Genomic DNA, 23,109 nt, shown 5'->3' with positions numbered 1-23,109 from the left:
AATGGCGCGATACCCAGCGCTCACTACAATTGCCCTGCTTCATCCCTCCTGACACTCGCTCACCCGCCCTCAAGGCAGTGAACCAGTCGCCCGGCCCCACAGTGGCAGCCTTCGATCGCGCAATGGATTATCTGCTTGCCACTCAATCTGTGAAATCCAGAAAGATGGGAGTACTAGCATGAGTGGCTACAACGCCGTATTGGCAAGAAATACCGGCAATGCTCCAGAAGGCATTGGCCCTTATTCGCAAAGTGTCGCGTTCTCGCACTACAACAACCTTAGCGCCCAGTTACCCATCGACCCCGCATCCGGTGCCGTGGTGGCAGGGGGTGTGAAGGCGCAGGCGGAGCAGTGTTTCAAGAACATCAAGGCCGTGGTGCAAAGCGTCGACCACACACTGGAGGATGTGGTCAGGCTCAGCATCTTCCTGCGCAACATGGCCGATGCCGAAGTCGTCAACAGCGTCTATTCGGCCTATTTCCCAGGCTATGTGCCGGTGGTGACGACTGTCGCGGTTGCCGCATTGCCGATGGATGCCCTGGTGCAAGTGGAAGCCTTGCTTTCCAATGGCGTCGGCACGATCCCCAACGCCCCCCAGGCCGGCGACCTGATCAAGACGGTGTGCAATACCGAGCGTGCGCCGGCAAGCGCACTGTCCGCGCAGGCCGTGGCTTTTTCGCACTACAACAACTTGTCTGCGCAACTGCCGATCGACCCGCAAACCGGCAAGCTGGTGGCAGGCGGGGCCAAGGAGCAGGCGGCGCAGTGCCTGAAAAACATCAAGGCGATCCTCGAAGGCATGGACGTGCCTTTCGATGACATCGTCAAGATCACCCTCTTCGTGAAAAACCTCTCGGACCTCGCGCAGGTCGACCAGGTGTACAAGACCTTCTTCCCCGACTCGGCCATTGCCAGGGCAGTCGGTTACTTCCCCGCGCGCACGGTCGTGGTGGCCTCAGGGTTGCCCATGGATGCGCTGGTGCAGATAGAAGCCGTCATCTCCCACGGCGATGGCACGCCACCGCAAGTTGTCGAAGACCGCCACGGGATTGTCATCAAGGCAAACAACACGCCCCATGCGCCCCTGCACCCGCTGTCCACGCAAACGGTCGCCTTCTCGCACTACAACCACCTCTCTGCGCAACTGCCTTTGAACCCCAGTACCGGGAAGTTGGTGAGCGGGGGTGTGAAAGAGCAAACGCAGCAATGCCTGAACAACGTCAAGGCGATTGTCGAAAGCATCGGCCACGCCCTGAGTGATGTGGTCAAGGTCAACGTCTTCCTTGCCGATATCCAGGACCTTGCCGCCGTGGACGAGGTGTACACGGCGTTCTTCCCCGATGGCGTGCCTGCACGCAGGGTGGTTGGCGTGTCCGCGCTGCCCGAGAACGCGCGGGTACAAGTCGATGTGGTGCTGGCAAACGCTGAAGGCACCCCGCCAGGCCAGTAGCCGGCGAACCTTCAGCCCACGCGTCCGTAGCGCTTGCGGTACTCCGCAGGCGTTACCCCGACGTGGCGGACGAAGGCGCGGCGCAAGGTGTCGGCATTGGCAAAGCCGCAGGCGGCCGCCACCTGCTTGGGCGCTTCGCGGCCTGCTTCCAGGCGCGCCCTGGCGGCGTTGACCCGGGCCAGTTCGACCCAGGCCGCCGGGGTCATGCCCACCTCGCTGTGGAACACCCGGGCAAAATGCCGCGGGCTCAGGCCGACACGGGCGGCGAGGGCGGCAATGCCATGGCCCTCGGCCGGGTTGGCGGCGATGTAGCGCTGCAGGCCCTGCAGCGCCGAACGCCCGGCCGGCGAACTGGCGCCTTGGCGGCTGAACTGCAATTGCCCGCCCGGGCGCTTGAAGTACATCACCAGATGCCCCGCAACCTGTTTGGCCATTTCGTGGCCCAGGTCTTCTTCGACCAGGGCCAGGGCCAGGTCCAGCCCGGCGGTTACCCCGGCTGCGGTGCGCAGCTTGCCGTCGTGCACCTGGATGGCATCGGCATCGACCTGTACCGCGGGATAGCGCGCAGCCAGCGGCGCCGCCACCGACCAGTGGGTGGTCACCCGCCGCCCATCCAGCAGCCCCGCAGCCGCCAGGGCAAAGGCCCCGGTGCACACCGAGCCGTAGCGCCGGCAGGCGCCTGCGCGCTGGCGCAGCCAATCGAGAATGCCGGGGCGCAGGTACTGCTCGGCCGCCTGCGGGGTGCCCGCCACCAGCAAGGTGTCGAGCGCCGGCAGCGCCTCGCCTATCCAGCCATCGGCCAGCAGCCGCGTGCCCGAGGAACTCACCAGCGGCCCCGGTTCGCAGGCCAGCAACAGCAGGCGGTAGGCCTGATGGCCGAGCTGCCGGTTGGCCTCGGCGAACACATCGAGCGGGCCGCAGGCATCGAGCAGTTGAACGCCCGGCAACGCCAGGATGGCAAGGGTGATCGGCTGTTTGGGCATGGCGGTTTCTCAAGGGGCGCGGGCAAGGCTGTATGGCGCCGACAATGGCAGTATCTGACTGGTCAAGTCAATTGAGGACATAGGCGGCGACCAGCAGACTGGACGGGTCATCCACCCACCCGAGGTACGCACATGTCCACATCCATTGCCGGTATCCACATCCCCGACAGCGCCATGGCGCGAGAAATCACCGAGCTGGTGCGCGACACGGCATCGCCGCTGCTTTACCACCATTCCAGCCGGGTCTTCTATTTCGCCGCCCTGGCCGGCCAGCGCCTGGGGCTGAAATACGACAGCGAGCTGCTGTACGCCGGCTGCATGTTCCATGACATGGGCCTGACCCACTCGCACAGCAGCGATTGCTGCCGCTTCGAGGTCGACGGGGCCAACGCCGCGCGCGATTTCCTGCAGCGCCACGGCGTCGACGAGCGCGATGTCGAGCGGGTCTGGACGGCCATTGCCCTGCACACCACGCCCGGCATCCCGGAACACATGCACCCGCTGATTGCGCTGGTGACCGCAGGTGTCGAAACCGACGTGCTCGGCCTGCACCACGAAGGGCTCGGCAGTGCGGCGCGAGAGGCCGTGGTGCAGGCGCACCCACGTGGCGAGCAGTTCAAGGAAGCGATCATCCAGGCTTTCTACGAAGGCATCCGGCACAAGCCGCAGACCACCTTCGGCAACGTCAAGGCCGATGTGATCGCGGACAAGGAGCCGGGCTTTCGGCCTGGCAACTTCTGCAGCGTGATTCGCCAGTCGTGCTGGCCCAGTTGAACGCTGGCGCGCACATGCATGGACGGCACGCACGTAGTCGCGTAGGTTTGCCATCCGTCCATTTCCTGAGTTAGCCAGGCCATGACCGATCGCCAGATCATCATTCCAGAGCAGATGAAGTTGCTTAGCGAGCAGGCGGGTTACGCCCCAGCGGTAAAAGTTGGCAAGACGCTCTACTGCGCAGGCCAGGTAGGGCGTACCGCGCAGCTGACAGTCATCGAAGACCCGCAGCAGCAGTTTCTGGCCGCATGGGAAAACCTGCGGCTGGTCTTGAGCGCCGGTGGCTGCAACTTTGAAGATGTGGTGGAGATGACGACCTATCACGTCGACATGCACCGCCACATGCCAACCTTCAGGCGTGTGAAGGATCAGGTCTTTCCAAGGGGCACCTGTGCATGGACGTGCATAGGCGTCAGTGAACTCGCAAGGCCGGGCCTGCTGGTGGAGATCAAGTGCATTGCCGTGCAGCGCTAGCGCTTTTGGAGAGCAAATTCCATGAGTAAGGCTTGGGGGCTGTTGCTTGCAGCGCTTTTCACCGTGCCGGCCGTGGCCGGCACTTACCGCAACTGCGCGCAGCAGTGGAGCCTGCCCCCGTCGCCACCTTCGCGCATCGTTGCCCTCAACCAGCATGCGGCCGATCTGCTGCTGGCGCTGGACGCCGGCCCTGCGCTGGTCGGCGTGGCCTACCTCGATGACAATGGCGCGGGTTGGCGCCAGGGGCAGTACGCCGGCGTGCCGGTGATCGCCCGCGAGTACCCGGCCAGCGAAGTGCTGTACGCGCAAAGGCCCGACTTGGTGGTGGGCGGTTTCGCTTCGGCGTTCGGCGCCGGCATCACCTCGAGAAGCGCACTGGGCGCCAATGGCATTGCCTCCTACCTGCTGGAGTCAGCGTGCGACGGCCATTCGCTGGATTACTTCGGCCATGTGCGTCACGACCTGGCCACCCTGGGGGCGTTGCTGGGCCGGCAACGGAAGGCCGGCGAACTGATCACCTCCATGGACCGCGACCTGGCCCGCGCCCGGGCGCTGGGCAGCGCCAGCAAACCGCTGTCGGTGTTCTACCTGGACAGCGAAATCAAAGGCCTCGACAGCCAGGGCAAGCGCGGCTTCGTCACCCAGTTGTTGGCGGCTGCCGGGGCGCGAAATGTGTTTGCCGACATCGACCTGTACCGCGTCAACGCCAGCCGCGAGACCTTGTTGCTGAGTGACCCGGACGTGATCCTGCTAGCCGACGCCGTGTGGTCGCCCGCCAGCCGCAAGCGCCAACTGCTGCTGCGTGACCCGGTGCTGTCGCGCCTGCGCGCCGTGCGCGAGCAGCGCATGATCGACATCCCGTTCACCCACCTGATGCCCACGCCGGCCAGCGGCCGTGTGGCGCTGGCGCTTGGGGAGCAGTTCAAGGCATTGCAGGCGGCGGATTGAGGGGCTTGCCGTCATTGCCCAGCAGCCGCCACAGCCGTGGCGCAGTCAATGGCCGGACTCGCGATCGAGCAGCTCGCGCTTGCGCTCCACGCCCCAGCGATAACCCGAGATGTCGCCATCACGGCGCACCACCCGGTGGCAGGGGATCGCCACCGCGATGTGGTTGGCCGCGCAGGCCTGGGCCACCGCCCGCACGGCCTTGGGCACGCCGATGCGTTCGGCGATGTCGCTGTAGCTGGCCGTCGCACCTGGCGGGATCTCGCGCAGCGCTTGCCAGACGCGCTCCTGAAACGCCGTGCCCTGGATGTCCAGGGGCAGGTTCAGGCCCAGCGAGGGCGCTTCGATGAAGCCCACCACCTGGGCGACCAGGGCTTCGAACTGCGCGTCGGCGCCAATCAGCTGGGCCTTGGGAAACTGGTCCTGCAGATCGGTCAGCAGCGCCTCCGGGTCTTCGCCCAGGAGGATCGCGCAGATGCCGCGCTGGCTCTGGGCGACCAGGATCGCCCCAAGCGAACAGGCGCCGATGGCAAAGCGAATGGCCGTGCCCACGCCGCCATCCCGGTAGGCCTTCACGCGCATGCCCAGCAGTTGCTCGGAGGTGGCGTAGAAGCGGCTGTTGGAATTGAAGCCAGCGCCGTAGATGGCGTCGGTCACCGAGGTTTCGCCCTGGCCCAGTTCTTCGCGCAGCTTGCGGGCGCGGGTGGCCGAGGCATACGCCTTTGGCGTCAGGCCGGTTTCGGCCTTGAACAGGCGGTGGAAGTGAAAGGCACTCAGGCCCAGTTGCGCCGCCAGTTCGTCGAGCGTGGGTGGCGTGGGCGAGGCGTCCATCAGCCGGCAGGCCTTGGCCACCAGCGCGGCGCGCTGTTCGCGGGCGCCGGTCTGGTCGCGCGAGGCGCGCAGGCTTGGCCGAAAACCGGCGGCCTCGGCCTGCGCTGCGTCGTTGAAGAACACGACGTTTTCGCGCTTGGGGCGGCGCGCGCTGGAGCTGGGCCGGCAGTAAACGCCGGTGGTGCGCACGGCATACACGAAATGCTCGTCCGCGGCGGGGTCGCGGGCCTGCACGGCGGCCCAGCGTTGTTCATCCGTGTTGAAAGGGGCGCTCGACGGCTTGGGCAGGTTCATGGCGCAATCTCGCTAAGGGGGAGTGGGGCCAGTCTATGAACCCCTCGCCGCGCAAGCACTCCGGTTCTTGCGCTTGAATTCACCTGGCCTGGGGCACGCGCCACAGGTACCAGGCCGCGGTGGTGCGGTGGGGGCTCCAGGGTTCGCCGATTTCGCGCATCTGGCGCGGCGTCGGGGCTTTTTCCAGGCCTTTGAGGCGCCGGTAACCCTCGCGCACGCCAAAGTCGTCGACCGGCAGGATGTCGGCCCGCTCCAGGCTGTAGATCAGGAACATTTCCACCGTCCAGCGGCCGACACCGCGCAGCGACACCAGGCGCTCGACCAGCTCGGCGTCGCTCATCGCCTGGGCCTCGGCCAGCGTCGGCACCACGCCATCCAGGCGCGCCTGGGCAATCGCGCGGACAGTCGCCAGCTTGTTCGCGGAAAAGCCGCAGGCCCTTTGCCGTTCGGCGTCCGTGGCCAGCAAGGCGTCGGCAGCGGGGAATGCTTGGCCTGGATAGAGCGCAAGAAACCGCCCCAGGATCGCATCGCCGGCCTTGACGTGCAGTTGCTGGTAGGCGATGGCGCGAATCAGCGCTTCGTAGGGCTCGCGGGCCGGTTTGGTTTCATGGCGGCAGGGGCCGATGGCGCTGATGTGGCGCGCCCATTCGTCGTCCAGGCCCTGCAGGAACAGGGCGGCATTTGCATAAGTCACGGCGGGCGCTCCAACAGCCAGCGTTAACAGTGTAGGCTGCAAGCGTATCTCTTTTTTACCGAGCTCCGTATGAACCGCCGCAAGAAAATCAAACAGCTGATGCAAGCCCACGCCAAGAAAGCCAGCGCCAAGCTGGCCCCGCGCAGCAAACCCAAGTACATCTGCAAGGCCGAGCGCCTGAAAATGGCCGAACAGGCCGCCCTCGACGGCAACGCTGTCGTTCAAGAGTGACGCCTGCGGCGGTCAGTTCGCGTACTGGGCGATGCCGTTGCCGAACGACCAGTTCTCCTTGCGCACCTCGACCAGGTTGATGAACACATCCTCCGGGCGCACGCCGGCTTCGCGCTCGAGCCCTTGCGCGATGGCCAGGTACAGCGCTTTCTTCTGCTCCAGGGTGCGGCCCTCGTTGAGGGTGATCTGGATGAACACCTGGGCCTCGGTGCGCTGGATGCCCAGGTAGTGTGGGTCGTTCACCAGCTTGTCGCTGTCGTGTTCGGTCAGCACCTGGAAGTTGTCGTGCTCCGGCACGTTGATGGTCTGGCGCATGGCGGCGTAGACCACCTTGCCCAGGGTCTGCAGGTGGGTGGGGTTGGGCTGGCGTCTGATGTCGATGCGTACCAGTGGCATGTCGGGCTCCTCGAAGGGGAACGCTGCTGTGGGTTGGCAGTGCGACAGTAACGATAGCTGGGTGGGGCAGTACTATCCAAAAGCGTGCGCGCTGCTCTTCCTGTGGGAGCCTTGGCTTGTGGGCTCTCGATGGGGAACGCTGCGGCGGGTGGCAGTACTATCCAAAAGCGTGTGCGTTGCACCTACTGTGGGAGCCGGCTTGCCGGCGATGGGGCCCGAGCAGACGCTCAGGGTTGCCTGCCCTGGCCTCATCGCCGGCAAGCCGGCTCCCACAGGAGAAGTGTGCGACCCTTGCTTGTGGGCTAAGGCACACAAGCGTAGACAACCAGCTCCACCAGCATCTCTTCGCGGGCGAGCCCGGCCACCACCACGGCGGCGCGGTTGGGGTAGGGGGGCTGGAAGTACTGGCCATAGAGGCTGTTGACCGTCGCCAGATAGCTGCGGTCGGTCACATAGATCAGCACCTGGGTCACGTCGTCCAGCGAGGCGCCCGCCACCTCCAGAGTGTGGCGCAGGTTGTCCAGGGTCTGGCGGGTCTGGGCCTCGATGCCGCCGGGCACCACCTGGCCCTGGGCGTCGATCGGGATTTGTGCGGTGTACAGCGTGCCATTGCCCACCACCGCCCATTCCAGCGGTGCCTTGGAGGCATACAGGTCGGTCTTGATCGCATGTTTCATTGAAGGGTTCCTGAAGGTTGGCAATCAGTCGGCATCGCTACCGCCGCCGGCGCCATGACGGCGCGAGGCTTCGGTGCTCTCGACCAGGATCTGTTCGGCGAACTGCTGCAGCCGCTGCCAGGTCTGCTCGCTCACCACGAAGCCCTGGCTCAGCGTGCCAACGCGGGTGACCGCCGCCGTGGCGGCTTGCGGCGGCCGGCTGAACAGCACGGTGATGCTTTGTTCTGCGCAAGGTTCGGCGGTTTCGCTGTGCAGGGCGGGGCAGCTGGCGCCAGCGGCGAACGTCGCCACATGCCGCTGGCGTGCATCGCCCCACTGGGCGCGCACCGCAAGGCCGCGTTCGGCGGCCCGGCTCAGGTAGCCCAGCAACAGCAGGCGGTTGTGGCACTGCTGGATGCGCAGCACGGCCTGGCCGTCGCGCAGGGCCTTGCCCAGTGCCAGCTCCACCACGGTGGCGGCGCAGCGCAGCACGCTCTGGCCCTGGGCGTCGATCACCAGCAGGGCGCTGTCTTCATGGCACAGGCTGTAGGGCCGTGCGGCTTCGCTGTGCAGGTAATCCAGCGCCTTGGCCAGCGTGCCGACGCCGTCCAGCCCTTGCAGGTGCAGCCAGCCGACCAGCTCGGCGGCATCCTCGCAGTCACCGGGCGCAAAGCCCATGCCTTCGAAGGCCTTGCGGCACATCACCTGGATCTCGTTGAGCGATACGCGCATGGTCACACACCCTCCTGCGGCATCACCGCGAAATTCCAGTCATCGGTGAACGGCTGGCCGATGTCGGCAACCAGGGGCGCACCCTGGAACAGCGTGATGCGCACCCAGCGGCTGGATTTCGGGTCGAACTTGCCAGCGCCGAAGAACGCCAGCTTGCAGCGCAGCAGGTGGATCGGCAGCATGCCCTCGGCCAGCAGGTTGGCGCGGATCTCGCCATAGGCGGTGCGCGCCATGCCTTGCAGGCGGCGGACCGTGCCCTTGAAGCCGGGTTGGGCGATCAGGAAATGCGCCGTCAGCGCCTGGGGCTGGGTGCCCAGGTGGGCGAGCAGGGCGCTGTGGCAGCGCTGGATATTGCGCGCGATGCCCAGCTGCATTTCCTTCTCGGCGCCCGGCTCCTGGTGGCGCATGCCTAGGCGGGGTTCTTCTTTTTCCGCAGAGCGGTACCAGAAGAAGTGCTCGGCCTGCACGGCGCTGAAGTCGTAGGCCAAGGCCCAGGCATAGTGCTGTTCGATCAGCTCGCGCAGCTGCGCAAGCGGCATCTGCGCATCCAGCTGGCAGCCTTCGACCACGCCCATCTGCTCGGCCAGCGGCGTGACCTGTTCGGGGTACAGCTCCAGCAGCAGGCTGACCAGCAGCTCCTGGCAACCCACGCCGGCCTGGGCTTCGCTCCAGCCCTGCAGGCGCTGCCAGAGGCCGGCGCTGCAGGCTTGGGTGTCGAGCCAGTCGCCGAGGCGGGCGAGCTCGGCGAGGGTGCGCAGGTCTTGCTCGTGCTGGCGCTGGTCTTCGGTGCAGGTCTGTGCAAGGTGCGCCTGGGCCCTGGCCAGCAAATCGCGCAGGCGGGCCAGCCGTTCAGGGCTCGCGGCTTGTGCCAGCACCAGGGCCAATGCGCCTTCGCGCGTGGCGATCCAGCGTTCGACCAGCTGCGGGTGGTTGATCAGGAACGGCGCCATCCCCAGCCCGGTGGCATTGCCGACCCCCAGGTAACGCTGCAGCGCCGGCGCCAGCGGCACCGCCCGTTGTGGGGCGAGGGCGCGGGCCATGTGCTCGATTTGCTCGATGCTGAAATGGCGCAGCAGGTACACCGTGAACATCTGCGCGCTGAACGGCTGGTCGAAGTCCGGGTTGCCCTGCAGGCAGGCGAAGTCGGCGATGCCGAACTTGCCATTGCCGTACACCGCGGTGGTGCGGTACAGGTAGCCGACTTCGGCCAGCTGGCGCGGGTCGGGCTGGTTGCCTTCGGCCAGCGCCGCGAGGAAGCGGTCGAAGTTGCGCAGGCTGCGGTTGGCCCGCGACAGCACCAGCACCCGGGCATCGAAGCGGCCGGCTTCCTGTAGCGGCACATTGCGCTGCAGGTCGGCCAGTTGCGCCGCGTCGACGTCACCTGCCAGCAGCACGAAGGCCACGTCCCACTGGTCGGCGATCACCCGGTCGCTGCGCTTTTCCGGGGGCAGGTAGGCCGAGAAGATCACGCAGTGGTAGTGCGCGTTGGGCGTGTCGATGCGGTAGATGGCGGTGCCGAAGCCGTTGCCGTCGAGGTCGAAGCGGCTGCGGCTGATCTGCCAGCGCTGGTTCATCATCCGCCGCAGGCTGCTGCGCACGAAGCTCAAGGGGCTCTGGAAGTGGCTGCCCAGGCGGGCCAGGTCCATGACCTGGCTGGCCGGGCGCAGCCCTGTGGGTGCGAACGCGGGGTTGCTCATTGTTGTTGTACCTGCATGCATCATGGTTCAGACGCCTTGTTCGCGGGCCATGTGCCGGGCGATGCGCACGGCATCCCACAACGCTGGCAGAATCACCAGTGACACCGGCACCGCGGTGATGACGATAAAGGATTGCAAGGCCGTGACACCGCCTGCGCCGATGGTGATCAGCACCACCGCCGCCAGGCCCATGCCGATGGCCCAGAAGCCGCACAGCCATTTCTTCGGTTTGTCGTTGCTGGACATCGCCAGGGCCACGGTGAAGGCCATGGCATCACCATTGGTGGCCACCGAAATGAAGCTCAGGAACAGGAACAGCGCGCTGATCAGGCCGCCCCACGGCAGGTTCTGGGTCACCCCCAGCAGCAGGTCCTCGGCCTGGGTGCCATGGGCGGTGACGATGCCGGGGGTCTGCAGTTCCAGGCCGATGCCGGTGCCGCCGACCACGGTGAACCAGAACATGGTCACCAGCGGGGCGATGATCGACAAGGTCATGATGATCTCGCGAATGGTGCGGCCCCGCGAGATCCGCGCGACGTACAGCGCCACCATGGGGGCATAGCCGATGAACCAGCCCCAGTAGAACACCGTCCACCAGTCCAGCCACTTAGGGTCGGCGCGGAACAGCGTCATCGGGATGAACTGCTCGACGTGCAGGGCAAAGGCCGCCGGGAAGCCGCCGAGGATGAACAGCGTCGGCCCGCACAGCACCATGAACAGCGCCAGGCCGATCATTAGCCACACGTTGATCTCGCTGACGAAACGGATGCCCTTGAGCCCCACCAGGCACGACACGGTGTACATCGCCGTGACCAGGACGATGGTCAGCGACTGGGTGACGATGCCATTGGGCACGCCCCACACCGCGTGCATGGCGCTGCTGATCTGCAGGCCCAGAAAGCCGATCGGGCCGATGGTGCCGGCGACCACGGCGATGATCGAGGTGGCGTCGGCCAGGGTGCCGATCGGCCCTTTCAGCGCACGCTCGCCGAACAGCGGGTAGAGCAGGGTGCGCGGGGCCAGCGGCAGGCCCTTGTCGTAGTGCAGGTGCATCAGCACGATCGCCAGCAGGCTGCCGAGTACGGCCCAGGCAAGAAAGCCCCAGTGCACGAACGACTGCGCCAGCGCCGCGGTGGCTGCTGCTTCGCTGTGCGGCTGCACGCCGGCGAACAGCGGCGGTGGGCTGGCAAAGTGCATCAGCGGCTCGGCCGCCGCCCAGAACGCGCCGCCACCGGCGAGCAGGGCGCACATGATCACCGCGATCCAGTTGAAGGTGCTGATGTCCGGGCGCTGCTCGACGCCGCCCAGACGCACCCGCCCGCAGCGCGAGAAGCCGATCACCAGGCTGACCGCGAAGGTCGCCAGCATCAGCACCTGCCAGTACAGGCCAAAGAACCGCGTCGACCAGGCGAACAACGTGTTGACCAGCGCCGACACCGCGTCGATGTCGACCAGCGCCGCAACCAGGAACGCGGCCAGGAAACCGCCGCTGATCAGAAACAGCGGCCAGTCGATGTCCCGCGCCAGCGGCAGGCCCAGGGCCTGGCCTTCGGCCGGCAGGGTGGTGGGGTTTTTCATGAAGCCTCCGGAAGCTGCTTTGTTGTTATTGTCGATGCTGTCCGTGCGCGGCTCAGGCGTGCGGCGTGCTGGCGGTTTCCAGCAGGCGCAGCCAGTTGAGCCCCATGATCCTGCGTACATCGTCTTCGGCAAAGCCCCGGGCGCGCAGGCCCCGGGCGATGTTGGGGAAATCGCGGCTGTCGCGGAACCACTGCAGCGGCGCCGGCCAGTTGGCGTTGTCCTTGGAGCCCTCGCCGTAGTCCTTGTCCTTGCTCCAGCGCCCGTTGCGCATCCATTCCAGCACCGCCAGCGGCTGCGCCTGGCACAGGTCGGTGCCGATGCCGATGTGCTCCACGCCCATCAGGTCGGCCGTGCGCGCGACCATGTCGCAGAAGCTTTCCAGGCTGCACGCCGAGGCGTCCTTGAGGTGGAAGGGGTAGGTGCTGAAGCCGAGCAGCCCGCCGGATTCGGCGATGCCGCGCAGCACCGCGTCAGACTTGTTGCGCTTGGCGGCATGGAAACTTGCCGGGTTGGCGTGCGACACGATCACCGGCCGGCTGGACAGCTCGATGGCTTGCAGGGTGCTGCGTTCGGCGCTGTGGGACATGTCGATGAGCATGCCGACCCGGTTCATCTCGGCGATCACCTGGCGGCCGAAGCGGCTGATGCCGTTGTCCTCGCTTTCGTAGCAGCCGCTGGCGAGCAGGCTCTGGTTGTTGTAGGTGAGCTGCATGACGAACACGCCGAGCTGGCGAAACACCTCGACCAGGGCAATGTCGTCCTCGATCGGCGAGCAGTTCTGGAAGCCGAAGAAGATGCCCACCCGGCCTTCTTGCTGGGCCAGGCGGATGTCGCCGGCGCTGCGCACCGGGCGAATCAGCTCGGGCCAGGTCTCGAAGCGGCGGTTCCACTCGCCCAGGCGCGACAGGGTTTCGCGGGCGTTTTCGTGGTAGGCGATGGTGGCGTGCACCGCGCTCAGGCCACCGGCCTGCATCTGCTGGAATATTTCCGGGCTCCAGTTGGAGTACTGCAGGCCGTCGATCATCAGGAGGTCGTTCATGCTGGTCATCCTTCAGGGCCGCAGGTAGGTGGTCTTGACCACGGTGTAGAAGTCGCGGGCGTACTGGCCTTGCTCGCGCGGGCCGAAGCTGGAGGCTTTGCGCCCGCCGAACGGCACGTGGTAGTCGGTGCCGGCAGTGGGCAGGTTGACCATCACGCAGCCGGTCTGGGCGCGGCGCTTGAATTCGCTGGCATGGCGCAGGGACTGGGTGATGATGCCGGCGGTCAGGCCGTAGGCGGTGTCGTTGAGCGTGGCCAGGGCTTGTTCGAAGCCGCTGACGCGGATCACGCAGGCGATCGGGCCGAACACTTCCTCGCGGTTGATGCGCATGTCGTTGCGGGTATCGACGAACAACGCCGGGCGCATGTAGTAGCCGTCGCTCTCCAGCTGCAGGCGTTCGCCGCCCTCGATCAAGGTGGCGCCTTCGGCCTGGGCCAGGCGCAGGTATTCCAGGTTCTGCTCCAGTTGCCGGGCCTCGGCCACCGGGCCGATCTGCACCCCGGCGTGCAGGGCGTGGCCGACCTTGAGCTGGCGCATGCGCAGGCGCAGCGCGTCGACGAAGCGGTCGTGGATGGCGTCGCAGACGATCAGCCGCGAGGAGGCGGTGCACTTTTGCCCGGTGCCGAAGAACGCGCCATTGAGCGCGCATTCCACCGCCAGCTCGAGGTCGGCGTCATCCATCACCACCAGGGCATTCTTGCTGCCCATTTCCAGCTGGCAACGCACCAGGTTGGCGGCGGTGGCGACGGCCACGCGGCGGCCGGTCTGCAGCGAGCCGGTGAAGGTCAGGGCGTCGATATCGGGTGATTGCACCAGGGTTTCGCCGACGCTGGCGCCACTGCCCATGACCAGGTTGAAGGTGCCATGGGGCAGGCCCTGGCGGCTGATGATCTCGCTCAGCGCCCAGGCGCTGGCCGGCACCAGGTTGGCCGGCTTGAACACCACGGCGTTGCCGAAGGCCAGGGCCGGGGCGATCTTCCAGGCGGCGGTGGCCATGGGGAAGTTCCACGGGGTGATGACGCCGACCACGCCCACCGGCTCGCGGTGCACTTCGATGTCGATGCCGGGGCGCACGGAGCTGGCGGTTTCGCCCATCTGGCGCAGCACTTCGGCGGCGTAGTAGTGGAAGAACTGGCCGCTGCGCTGCACTTCGCCGATGCCCTCGGCCAGCGGCTTGCCTTCTTCACGCGAGAGCAGCTCGCCGAGCTCGGCCTTGCGTGCGATCAGCTCGTCGCCGATGGCCATCAGCACCTGCTGGCGGGCTTCCAGGCCGCTGGCGGCCCACTGCGGTTGCGCGGCGCGGGCGGCCTGGATGGCTTGCAGGGCCTGCTCGGCGGTGGCCTGGTGGTACTCGCCGATCAGGTCGCGGGTGTCGGAGGGGCTGTGGTTGGCGATGCAGCCCTGGCCCTCGCACCACTGGCCATCGATGTAGTTCTTGTAGGTGTTGTGTGACATGGATGAAAGCCTCTGTTTGCCTGGCGTTCATCTTGCGAGCAATATGGGGCAAATAAAAATTAATAAAAAAAATGCTTTGATAAGGAACGCTAACCATGTTGCCCGAGCTGAAAATCGCCCAGCTGCGCTACTTCGTGCTGGTCGCCGAACTCAAGAGCTTCCATGCCGCCGCCCGCCAGGCCTGCCGCACCCAGCCGGCAATCTCGCTGGCGGTGCGCGAGCTCGAGCAGAAGCTCGATCAGGCCCTGGTCGAGAAGGGCGGTGGCCGGGTGGAGCTGACGCCCTTCGGCGAACACTGCCTGCCGCTGTTTCGCGGCCTGCTCGAACACCACGACCGCATCGCCCGCGAGGTGACCCTGCTGGCCCACCACGAAATCGGCCAGGTCAGCATCGCCACCGTGCCCTCGGTGGCCAGCCGCCTGCTGCCGGGGCCGTTGGCGCGCTTCGTGGCCGAGCACCCGAACGTGCAGGTGAGCATCCAGGACGCCACGGCCGAGCGGGTGCAACAGCTGCTGGCCCAGGGGCAGGTGGATTTCGGCATCAGCAGCCTGTGGGCGCAGGATGAGCAGCTCGACTTCGCGCCGCTGCTGCACGACCAGGTGGGCGTGGTGTGCCGCGCCGACCACCCCTTGGCGCAGGCCGGCGCGCCCTTGCACTGGTCGCAGCTGCAGGGGCTGGCGATGGTGCGCAACGGCACCTCGCGGCTGCTGGAGGGCAGCGAGGCCGAGGCGCTGCTGGCGCACAGCCGCTTGTTCGTGTCCAACATGATTTCGCTGATCGCCATGCTGGAGCAGGGCGTGGGCATTAGCACCTTGCCTTACCTGGCCTTCCCCCAGGAGAACGAAAAACTTGCCTTCCTGCCCCTGGCGGCGCCCAAGGTCGAACGGCAGATCGGCCTGCTGACTCGCAAGGGGCGCAGCCTGTCGCCGGCCGCGCAGGCGCTGCGCGAGTTTCTGCAGGCGCAGATGGCGGGCTGACGTTCAGCCGTTGGCGGCATGGCTGAGCAGGCTGTCGGCATCGGTGCCGCTGCTTTGCTGAGGTATGATGCCGGTCCGTGTCCCAGAGCCTGCCGTGCCTTTCATGACTGCCTTCTACCTGAAATTCCTCATCACCCCCACGCTCATGCTGGCCATCTCGCTGGCGTCCAAGCGCTGGGGCACCAAGATTGGCGGCCTGCTCTCGGGCCTGCCGGTCACCTCGGCGCTGGTGATCCTGTTTCTGAGCCTGGAGCAGGGCGCGGGGTTCGCCTTGCAGGCTGTGCCCGGGGCCTTGGCGGGGCTGGCTGCGGTTCAGGCCACCTACCTGTTCTACTTCCTGGTGACGCGGCGGGTTTCGGCGCTCATCGGTTGCCTGGCGGCGTTGGCGGTGTACGCGGTCAGTGCCTGGCTGATGAGCCGGCTGGGGGTGCTGGCGGCTTCTGTTGCAGTGACCCTGGCGCTGCTCAGCGTGATCATCGTGGTCACCCGGCCCAAGGCTGACAGTGCCCCGCCCAAGGTGGTGGCGTTGCCGCGTTGGGTCATCCCCATGCGCATGCTCACGGCCACCTTGCTGCTGGTGGCGATCACGGCCAGTGCCGAGTGGCTGGGGCCGGTGGCCAGTGGCTTGCTGGCGCCGATCCCGGTGATTGCCTGGCCGCTGGCGGTGTTCGCCCACGTTCAGGGCGGGCACCAGGAGCTGGGGGCGATCGTGCGCGGCAATGCCATTGGTGCGGTGGGCGTGCTGGGCTTCTACCTGGCCGTGAAGGCCTCGATCGAAACCTGGGGCACGCTGCCATCGATCGCCACCGCCGTGGTGCTGGCGGTGGCGGCGACCTTCCTGTTGGCGCGCCTGCTGGACCGGCGCTAAGGCGTGCTTCAGGCGTAGCTGGGCTGCAGCAGCGGGCTGCGGCGGCGCATCAGCAGCAGCACGCAGGCGAACGAGATGAACGCCAGCAGCGAGTAGAACAGCGCCAGCGGCCACCACTGGCCTGCGGCCTGGCCGGCGATCAGCGTGCCGACCATCGGCGTGGTGCCGCCGATCAATGCGCCGCAGGCCTGGTACGCCAGCGAGATCCCCGAATAGCGCTGGTACACCGGGAACACGTTGACGATATAGCCGGCGATCACCGCGTAGAACGCCGAGGAGAACACCTTGGCCAGGGAAATGCCGAGGATGATCATGCTGTTCTGCCCGCTGGCCACCAGGCTGAACATGGCATAGGGCACCAGCATGCTGGCGGCGGAGGTCAGCAGCAGGAAGCGCCCGGCGCCGACCTTGTCCGCCAGCCACGCGGCGATGGGCTGGTTGATCAGCTGCACGATGGCCACCACCGACAGGCACTCGAGGATCACCGAGCTCTTGATGCCCAGGTACTGGGTGGCGTAGGCGATCATGAAGGTGTTGGTGAAGTAGGCCGAGGAAATGCCGATGGAGCAGGCACCCATCACCAGCAGGATCAACGGCCAGGCATCGCGAACCACGCTCTTGACCGGCGACTGCTCGGGCTTTTCCTGCTTGGCCTGGGCTTCGAACTCGGGCGATTCGTGCACGCCGCGGCGGATCACGAACGCCAGCAGCAACAGCAGCACACTGCCCAGGAACGGCAGGCGCCAGCCCCAGCTGTAGAGGTCGGCATCGGGCAGTTCGGTGATCAGGCGAAACACCATCAGCGACAGCACCAGGCCCGCCGGGCTGCCCAGCTGGGCGAACGAGGCGTAGAAGCTCTTCTTGCCCTCGGGCGCATGCTCACTGGCCAGCAGCACCGCGCCGCCCCATTCGCCACCCACGGCGATGCCTTGCAGGATGCGCAGGGCCACCAGCAGCACCGGCGCCAGCAAGCCGACCTGCTCGAACGAAGGCAGCAGGCCGATGCCGACTGTGGAAACTCCCATCAATACCAGGGTAAGAATCAGCGAATACTTGCGCCCGAAGCGGTCGCCCAGGTGGCCGAAGATCACCCCACCCAGCGGCCGGGCGAGAAAGCCCGCCGCCAGGGTGGCGAACGACGACAAGGTGCCCACCAGTTGGCTGCTGCCGGGGAAGAACACATGGCTGAAGATCAGCGCCGAGGCGGTGGCGTAGATATAGAAGTCGAACCATTCGATCAGGGTGCCGAGAAACGACCCGGCGGCCGCGCGAATCGGTTGCCGCGCGCGGGTGGGCGATGCGTGGGGTGAAGTGGACATGGGGCTTCCTTTGACTGTTATTGGCATTGTTCAAAAGGCATCAAGCCGGCGTTGTGTGTGCGTCTGTCGCGCCTTGCCAGCGTTGCGGGTCAGCCCGCCAGCGGGCGGTCTACATAGGGGCGGTTGAGCGTTTCCAGTGCCTGGGCAAAAGCCAGCAGGCGTTGTTCGTCGCGGTAGCGGCCGACGATCTGCAGCCCCACCGGCAGGCCTTGCTCGCTGAAGCCGCACGGCAGCGAAAGGCAGGGGTGGCCGCTCAGGGTGATCAGCGAGCAGCTGTTCATCCAGTCGATGTAGGTGTGCATGGGCTGCTCGCCAATCTGCTGGACGAAGGGTTGTTCCACCGGGAACGGCAGCACCTGGCTGACCGGCGCCACCAGGAAATCGTACCGCTCCAGCAGCGCCTGGGTGTCGCGGAACAGGCGCGCGCGTACCGCTTCGGCATCGATCACGTCCTGGGCGGTGAACTGGCCGGCCTGCTCGATGTTCCACACCACGGTGTCCTTGAGCTGCGCGCGGTGGCTGGCGAGCAGATGGCCGTAGCCGCTGGCGTAGGTCAGCGCGCGCAGTACCTGGAAGGCGCGGGCGCCGCCGCTGAAGTCCGGCTCGGCCAGCTCCACGCTGCAGCCCAGGTCGGCCAGGCGGCGCACGCCGGCTTCGGTCACGGCGCGTACTTCAGGCTCCACGGGCAGGCCGCCGAGGTCCGGGCTGTAGGCGATGCGTGCACCGCGCCAGTCGCCTTGCAGCTGCGCGTCCAGGGGCAGCGTTGTTGATTGCAGGGACAGCGGGTCACGGCAGTCTTTTCCGGCAATCACGCTCAGCAGCAGGGCCACGTCCGCCACGCAGCGGCCCATGGGGCCGGCCACCGTCAGTTGGCCGAAGCTGTTGCTGTTCGGCCAGTTCGGCACGCGGCCGATGGAGGGGCGCAGGCCGACGATGTTGCAGAAGCTCGCCGGGTTGCGCAGCGAGCCGCCCATGTCGCTGCCGTCGGCCAGGGCCACCATGCCCGTGGCCAGGGCCACCGCCGCGCCGCCGCTGCTGCCGCCGCAGGTCATGGCCGGGGCGTAGGGGTTGCGGGTGGCGCCGAAGACCTGGTTGAACGTCTGCGAGCCGGCGCCGAACTCCGGCAGGTTGCTCTTGCCCACCAGGATAGAGCCGGCTGCGGCCTGGCGGCTGACGATCAGCGAGTCTTGGCTGGGCACGTGCTCGGCATACACTTGCGAGCCCCAGGTGGTGCGCATGCCGGCGGTGAGGAACGAATCCTTGTGCGCCACTGGCAAACCATGCAGCGGGCCAAGCGCACCGCCCTTGGCCTGGTGCTCGTCGGCAGCCGCGGCCTTGGCCAGGGCGCCTTCGGCATCGACGGTGACCAGGGCATTGAGCGCCGTGTTGTGCCGTTCGACTTGCACCAGGCACGCCTCGGTCAGCTCACGCGCCGACAAATGCCCTGCGCGTATCTGCGCCGCCAGCTCCCAGGCGGGCCGGGTGGCCAGGTTGGAGGAGGGTTGACCAGGCATTCGAATCTCCTTAACGTATCGCTATGCAATACTAATTATTGTTGGGTGATACTATGTATATGCCAGGTCGCGCCCAGCGGTCAAGATGGCCTATGCTTGGCCACCCGAATGGAGGCACCGCCACGTGAGCGAGAAAGACCCGCGCCAGCAGCACCCGCAGTTCATCGAAACCTTGGAAAAAGGCATTCGCGTGCTGGAAATCTTCCGCGACGGCCAGCCCTCGCTGGGCCTGACCGAGCTGGCCGAGGCCTGCGACATGACCAAGAGCGCGGCCCAGCGGTTCACCCACACCTGGTGCGAGCTGGGCTACCTGGCCAAGGACGAACGCTCGCGGCGCTACAGCCTCACCCACAAGGCGCTGGAGCTGGGCTTTCTGTACCTCAATGCCTCGCCGCTGATCAGCCGCGCGCTGCCGGCGCTGAAACTGATTCGCGAGCGCTGCAACCTGACTGTCAACCTGTCCGTGCTCAGCGGCCACGACATCGTCTACGTCATGCGCATTCCAGGCCCCAACCAGACCCACGCAGAAATGCTGCCCGGCCGCCGCATGCCGGCCTGGTGCACGTCGGCCGGGCGCGTGCTGCTCGCCGACCTGCCGCCTGCGCGGGTGCAGGCGAGCCTGGCCGAGGTGGCGCCGGTGGCCTACACCGCCCACACCGAAACCGACCGCCAGGTGCTGCTGGAACGGGTGCAGGAAGCCGGCCGCAACGGCTATGCCATGACCCGCGAGCAGGTGCTGGTCGGCCAGGTGGGCATCGCCGCGCCGATCCGCAACGTGCACTTCCAGGTGGTGGCGGCCATCAACATCACCGCCCAGCTCAGTGCCTGGCCGGTGGAGAAGGTGCAGCAGGAGCTGGTGCCGCTGCTGATGGAAGTGAGCCAGGCGGTGACCCTCGGCTGAGCCGGTGTATCACCGTGTATCACGCCGCCTGCATGAGCCGTTCGCTTACAAAACCCGCTGCATCCTGATACGCCCCGGACACAGGCCTGAGGCCAAATGAGCCAGCCCCAACGCCCAGCCAGACGGCTGCGTTGCCAGGCCCATTTCGCCCTTGCGGCATGACCGAACCATTCAGGAGCAGCCTATGTCCCGTATCCAACGCCCCACCAAGACCCGCCTCGGCCTGCTGAGCATCGCCTTGCTTGGCGGCATCAACCTCACGCCCTCGGCCTTTGCCGTCGAGCCACTGCCCCAGGGCTATCAGCTGGCCGCCGCAGAAAAGGCCGGGGAGGGCAAATGCGGCGAAGGCAAATGCGGGGCCAGCGGCGCCTCGGCAAAAGCCACCCAGGCCGAGGGCAAGTGTGGCGAAGGCAAGTGCGGCGACGCCTCGTTCGCACGCACTGACACTGACCACGATGGCCGCGTCTCGCGCGCCGAACTGCTGGCCAAGGCCCCGGGCGCCAATGCCGAATTCGACGCGATCGACGCCAATCACGACGGCTACTTTTCCGAAGCCGAGGTCTATCAGTTTCGCAAGCATCAGTTCGACGCCAACGGCAAGCCGTTCCCCAGCGACCTCTACAGCAAGCTGAGCCAGGCCCGCGACTGACCTTCGCTGGCGTCCTCCCCGGGCCCATGCCGGGGAGGACACTCCACCCTCCAGGAGCTTGCCCCATGAACACACCCTCCGCGCTGCAGGGCGCAGGCCTCGGCTTGCGTCGAGCCCTGCTGCCCGAACTGCTGACCCTGGACGCCGGGGCCGTGGACTTTCTCGAATGTGCGCCAGACAACTGGATCGGTGTCGGCGGCGCCTATGGCCAGGGCCTGGCGCAACTGGCCGAGCGCTTCCCGCTGGCCTGCCACGGCCTGTCGCTTTCGCTCGGGGGCCCGGCGCCGCTCGACCACGTTTTCTTACGCCAGATCCGTGGCTTTCTCGATCACTATCGCGTGCCGCTGTTCAGCGAACACCTGAGTTACTGCGCCGATGACGGCCACCTCTACGACCTGATTCCGCTGCCGTTCACCGACGAAGCCGTGCGCCACACCGCCCGGCGCATCCTTGAGGTGCAGGATGCCCTGGGCCGGCGTATCGCCGTGGAGAACATTTCCTACTACGCCGCGCCCTACCAGGCGATGAGCGAGATCGACTTTCTTCAGGCCGTGCTCCGCGAAGCCGACTGCGACCTGCTGCTGGACATCAACAACCTGGTGGTCAATGCCTGCAACCACGGCTATGACGCCACGGAGTTTCTCACCCGCCTACCGCCTGGGCGGGTGGCCTGCCTGCACGTGGCCGGGCATTACGACGAAGCGCCGGGGCTGAAGATCGACACCCATGGCGCCAGCGTCCAGGCCGATGTCTGGGCATTGCTCGGCGATGCCTACCAATACCTGGGCCCGCGCCCGACGTTGCTGGAGCGCGACTTCAACCTGCCGCCGCTGGCCGAATTGCTGGGCGAGGTGCAGCACATCCGCACCTTGCAGGCTCCGGCAAGGCAGCGGCGCCATGGCTGACACCCTGCAAGCCCAGCAGCTGTGCATGAGCCGCCACATCCGCGACCCGCAGGGCAACCCACCGCCGCCGGGGATCGAAGCCCGGCGCCTGGCGGTGTATCGGCGACTGTTCTTTGGCAACGTGCTGACGTTACTGACGGGGAGTTTTCCGGTGCTGCAGGCGAGCCTGGGGCCTGAGCGGTGGCGAGCGCTGATTGAAGGCTTTTACGCCGACCATCGTTGCACCACGCCCTTGTTCACGGAGGTGGCGGGGGAGTTGCTGGACTATCTGCAAGCTCGCGCGGACCTACCGGGGTGGGTGGCGGAGTTGGCCCATTACGAATGGGTCGAGACCGCGTTGCTGCTGAGCGATGTTTGCGAGCCTAAGGATGATGCCAGTGCCGATGTGCTCGATGACGTGCCGGTGCTGTCCGGGCTGGCCATGCCGCTGGCCTATGCCTGGCCGGTCAGCCAGATCGGCCCTGGGAGCATTCCACGGCAGGCGCCACAGGCGCCGACACTGCTGCTGGCGTACCGGGGCGCCGACTTTCAGGTGCACTTCTCGCGTTTGGCGCCGCTGGCCCATGCGCTACTGGTGTCGTTGCAGCAGCAGCGATGCAGTGGCCGTGAGCACCTTGCTGCCCTGGCGCACAGGGCTGGCGTTGAACTGGCGCAGATCGAGCAGCAGGGGCTGGCTTTGTTGAATGCTTTCCGGGCCCAAAACGTGGTGGTTGCCCTGGCGCAGTAAGTGTGGGAAGGGCCAGAACTTGGCCCTGGTTTTCGGCGCAGGATGTAACCTTTATGTAGGACAATTTTCAGTCAGATGTAGGAGCTGTCTATATTTCCCTGGAAGGGTGGCCCCACCAAAGAATGTGCGCCAGGGTTCGGAACTTCACTGCAGTGGAGTTTCGAAAAATGTCGCAAGGCGTCTTTGATCACAGCCAGCACAAACTGGCAGTGGAGGGTTTGGCCGCAGCACTCGATGTGTTGTCCTTCGAAGGCAGGGAGCAGCTCAGCGAACCCTTCTTCTACCGCGTGGAATTCACCTCGGCAGAACAGGACATCGCCGTCGAGCTCATGCTCGGCAAACGCGCCACCTTCAGCCTGCACCCACTCCCCAGCAAGCTGCCCCTGCTGGGCCTGCCCGCACCCCAGATCAAACCGCTGCGCACCGTGCATGGCGTGGTCACCGGCTTTGAGCGCCTGTCCAGCTCGCGGGACGAAGCCCGCTATCAGCTGACCTTGCAGCCGCGCCTGGCGCTGCTGGGCCGCGGCCAGCAATACCGTATCTACCAGCACCAGTCGGTGCCACAAATCGTCGAGCACATCCTGCGCAGCCGCCATGAGTTCGAGGGCCAGCACTTTCACTTCGACCTGGTGCGCGAATACCCCCGCCGCGAGCAGGTGATGCAGTACGGCGAAAGCGACCTGGCGTTCATCACCCGGCTGCTGGCCGACGTCGGCATCTGGTACCGCTTCAGCAGCGATGACCGGCTGCGCCTGGACGTGGTCGAGTTCCACGATGACCAGCGCCGCTACCAGTTCGGCCTCGCGCTGGCGTGCCGGCCGCCGTCAGGCCTGAGCAGCACCGGCGAGGATGCGGTGTGGGCACTGCAGGCGCGCCACCAGGTGGTGGAGCAGCGCATCAACATGCGCAGCTACCAGCACCTCACGGCCCGCGCGTTTCTCGATGGCGAGGTCGACCAGAGCCGTGGCGCCACCACCACCTACGGCGAAAGCTACCGCTACGCCGAGCCCTACGCCGAGC

The 23,109-nt window shown here is 66.4% G+C and carries 24 protein-coding genes; 12 read left to right on the top strand and 12 right to left on the bottom strand.

What is annotated here, in order from left to right; all coding sequences use genetic code 11:
- Positions 1-178 precede the first annotated feature (178 nt).
- Positions 179-1,450 carry a RidA family protein gene (locus ACIPG5_RS20660; protein ID WP_401377717.1) on the top strand — a complete coding sequence of 424 codons (1,272 nt, stop codon included), beginning with the start codon at positions 179-181 and terminating at the stop codon, positions 1,448-1,450.
- An 11-nt stretch (positions 1,451-1,461) separates the two neighbouring features.
- On the opposite strand, the gene ACIPG5_RS20655 is transcribed toward ACIPG5_RS20660, so the two are convergent.
- The gene (locus tag ACIPG5_RS20655; RefSeq protein ID WP_401377714.1) at positions 1,462-2,433 is read right to left on the bottom strand and encodes a GlxA family transcriptional regulator; all 972 of its coding nucleotides are present in this window, start codon (positions 2,431-2,433) and stop codon (positions 1,462-1,464) included.
- A gap of 132 nt (positions 2,434-2,565) precedes the next feature.
- On the opposite strand from ACIPG5_RS20655, the gene ACIPG5_RS20650 reads away from it, so the two are divergent.
- The 3 genes from ACIPG5_RS20650 to ACIPG5_RS20640 all read left to right on the top strand — a co-directional run bounded on the left by ACIPG5_RS20650 (position 2,566) and on the right by ACIPG5_RS20640 (position 4,629).
- Positions 2,566-3,207, top strand: coding sequence for an HD domain-containing protein (locus ACIPG5_RS20650; protein WP_176517582.1), 642 nt, complete (start codon positions 2,566-2,568; stop codon positions 3,205-3,207).
- Positions 3,208-3,288: 81 nt separating this feature from the next.
- Entirely contained in the window at positions 3,289-3,681 is a 393-nt protein-coding gene (locus ACIPG5_RS20645; protein ID WP_401377711.1) for a RidA family protein, read from the top strand.
- Between the two features lie 21 nt (positions 3,682-3,702).
- Positions 3,703-4,629, top strand: coding sequence for an ABC transporter substrate-binding protein (locus ACIPG5_RS20640; RefSeq protein WP_401377708.1), 927 nt, complete (start codon positions 3,703-3,705; stop codon positions 4,627-4,629).
- A gap of 45 nt (positions 4,630-4,674) precedes the next feature.
- On the opposite strand, the gene ada is transcribed toward ACIPG5_RS20640, so the two are convergent.
- Positions 4,675-5,751: a bifunctional DNA-binding transcriptional regulator/O6-methylguanine-DNA methyltransferase Ada gene (gene ada, locus ACIPG5_RS20635; RefSeq protein WP_401377705.1), complete on the bottom strand. Its 1,077-nt coding sequence runs from the start codon at positions 5,749-5,751 to the stop codon at positions 4,675-4,677.
- Positions 5,752-5,830: 79 nt separating this feature from the next.
- Positions 5,831-6,445: a DNA-3-methyladenine glycosylase 2 family protein gene (locus ACIPG5_RS20630; RefSeq protein WP_314615424.1), complete on the bottom strand. Its 615-nt coding sequence runs from the start codon at positions 6,443-6,445 to the stop codon at positions 5,831-5,833.
- A gap of 69 nt (positions 6,446-6,514) precedes the next feature.
- Between ACIPG5_RS20630 and ACIPG5_RS20625 the strand changes: the two genes are divergently transcribed.
- The gene (locus ACIPG5_RS20625) at positions 6,515-6,676 is read left to right on the top strand and encodes a DUF2986 domain-containing protein (protein WP_286911926.1); all 162 of its coding nucleotides are present in this window, start codon (positions 6,515-6,517) and stop codon (positions 6,674-6,676) included.
- Between the two features lie 12 nt (positions 6,677-6,688).
- Here ACIPG5_RS20625 and ACIPG5_RS20620 read toward each other — a convergent pair whose 3' ends face one another.
- The 7 genes from ACIPG5_RS20620 to ACIPG5_RS20590 form a co-directional block, all read right to left on the bottom strand.
- On the bottom strand, positions 6,689-7,072 hold the full coding sequence (locus tag ACIPG5_RS20620; protein WP_176517588.1) for a tautomerase family protein: 384 nt from the start codon (positions 7,070-7,072) through the stop codon (positions 6,689-6,691).
- A 302-nt stretch (positions 7,073-7,374) separates the two neighbouring features.
- Complete coding sequence (locus tag ACIPG5_RS20615; protein WP_401377700.1) at positions 7,375-7,749, bottom strand: RidA family protein; 375 nt, start codon at positions 7,747-7,749, stop codon at positions 7,375-7,377.
- A 24-nt stretch (positions 7,750-7,773) separates the two neighbouring features.
- Positions 7,774-8,460: a DUF3726 domain-containing protein gene (locus tag ACIPG5_RS20610; protein ID WP_401377906.1), complete on the bottom strand. Its 687-nt coding sequence runs from the start codon at positions 8,458-8,460 to the stop codon at positions 7,774-7,776.
- 2 nt (positions 8,461-8,462) lie between these two features.
- Positions 8,463-10,157 carry a hypothetical protein gene (locus ACIPG5_RS20605; RefSeq protein WP_401377697.1) on the bottom strand — a complete coding sequence of 565 codons (1,695 nt, stop codon included), beginning with the start codon at positions 10,155-10,157 and terminating at the stop codon, positions 8,463-8,465.
- A 27-nt stretch (positions 10,158-10,184) separates the two neighbouring features.
- On the bottom strand, positions 10,185-11,735 hold the full coding sequence (locus ACIPG5_RS20600) for a BCCT family transporter (RefSeq protein WP_401377694.1): 1,551 nt from the start codon (positions 11,733-11,735) through the stop codon (positions 10,185-10,187).
- A 52-nt stretch (positions 11,736-11,787) separates the two neighbouring features.
- Positions 11,788-12,774, bottom strand: a complete 987-nt coding sequence (locus ACIPG5_RS20595; RefSeq protein ID WP_176517592.1) for a dipeptidase — start codon at positions 12,772-12,774, stop codon at positions 11,788-11,790.
- Positions 12,775-12,786: 12 nt separating this feature from the next.
- Entirely contained in the window at positions 12,787-14,229 is a 1,443-nt protein-coding gene (locus ACIPG5_RS20590; RefSeq protein WP_401377691.1) for an aldehyde dehydrogenase family protein, read from the bottom strand.
- Positions 14,230-14,324: 95 nt separating this feature from the next.
- Between ACIPG5_RS20590 and ACIPG5_RS20585 the strand changes: the two genes are divergently transcribed.
- Both ACIPG5_RS20585 and ACIPG5_RS20580 read left to right on the top strand, forming a co-directional pair.
- Positions 14,325-15,206 carry a LysR family transcriptional regulator gene (locus ACIPG5_RS20585; RefSeq protein WP_176517594.1) on the top strand — a complete coding sequence of 294 codons (882 nt, stop codon included), beginning with the start codon at positions 14,325-14,327 and terminating at the stop codon, positions 15,204-15,206.
- Positions 15,207-15,309: 103 nt separating this feature from the next.
- Positions 15,310-16,074, top strand: a complete 765-nt coding sequence (locus ACIPG5_RS20580) for a hypothetical protein (protein WP_286911932.1) — start codon at positions 15,310-15,312, stop codon at positions 16,072-16,074.
- Between the two features lie 8 nt (positions 16,075-16,082).
- On the opposite strand, the gene ACIPG5_RS20575 is transcribed toward ACIPG5_RS20580, so the two are convergent.
- Both ACIPG5_RS20575 and ACIPG5_RS20570 read right to left on the bottom strand, forming a co-directional pair.
- On the bottom strand, positions 16,083-17,393 hold the full coding sequence (locus ACIPG5_RS20575) for an MFS transporter (protein WP_401377687.1): 1,311 nt from the start codon (positions 17,391-17,393) through the stop codon (positions 16,083-16,085).
- An 89-nt stretch (positions 17,394-17,482) separates the two neighbouring features.
- On the bottom strand, positions 17,483-18,907 hold the full coding sequence (locus tag ACIPG5_RS20570) for an amidase (protein WP_401377684.1): 1,425 nt from the start codon (positions 18,905-18,907) through the stop codon (positions 17,483-17,485).
- A gap of 124 nt (positions 18,908-19,031) precedes the next feature.
- Between ACIPG5_RS20570 and ACIPG5_RS20565 the strand changes: the two genes are divergently transcribed.
- The 5 genes from ACIPG5_RS20565 to ACIPG5_RS20545 form a co-directional block, all read left to right on the top strand.
- Complete coding sequence (locus ACIPG5_RS20565) at positions 19,032-19,808, top strand: IclR family transcriptional regulator (RefSeq protein WP_176517598.1); 777 nt, start codon at positions 19,032-19,034, stop codon at positions 19,806-19,808.
- Positions 19,809-19,992: 184 nt separating this feature from the next.
- Positions 19,993-20,457 carry a hypothetical protein gene (locus ACIPG5_RS20560; RefSeq protein WP_401377681.1) on the top strand — a complete coding sequence of 155 codons (465 nt, stop codon included), beginning with the start codon at positions 19,993-19,995 and terminating at the stop codon, positions 20,455-20,457.
- A 65-nt stretch (positions 20,458-20,522) separates the two neighbouring features.
- Positions 20,523-21,362, top strand: a complete 840-nt coding sequence (locus tag ACIPG5_RS20555) for a DUF692 domain-containing protein (RefSeq protein WP_401377678.1) — start codon at positions 20,523-20,525, stop codon at positions 21,360-21,362.
- The gene (locus ACIPG5_RS20550; protein WP_401377675.1) at positions 21,355-22,089 is read left to right on the top strand and encodes a DUF2063 domain-containing protein; all 735 of its coding nucleotides are present in this window, start codon (positions 21,355-21,357) and stop codon (positions 22,087-22,089) included. Before ACIPG5_RS20555 ends, ACIPG5_RS20550 begins: the two co-directional genes overlap by 8 nt.
- 167 nt (positions 22,090-22,256) lie before the next feature.
- A partial coding sequence (locus tag ACIPG5_RS20545) for a type VI secretion system Vgr family protein (RefSeq protein ID WP_401377673.1) occupies positions 22,257-23,109 on the top strand: 853 nt, incomplete at its 3' end.

The organism is Pseudomonas sp. NPDC087029 (assembly GCF_044745345.1).
Classification (GTDB): Bacteria; Pseudomonadota; Gammaproteobacteria; order Pseudomonadales; family Pseudomonadaceae; genus Aquipseudomonas; species Aquipseudomonas faucium.
Note: the sequence above shows the minus strand (reverse complement) of the source record. Positions and strands in the feature narration are given on the sequence as shown.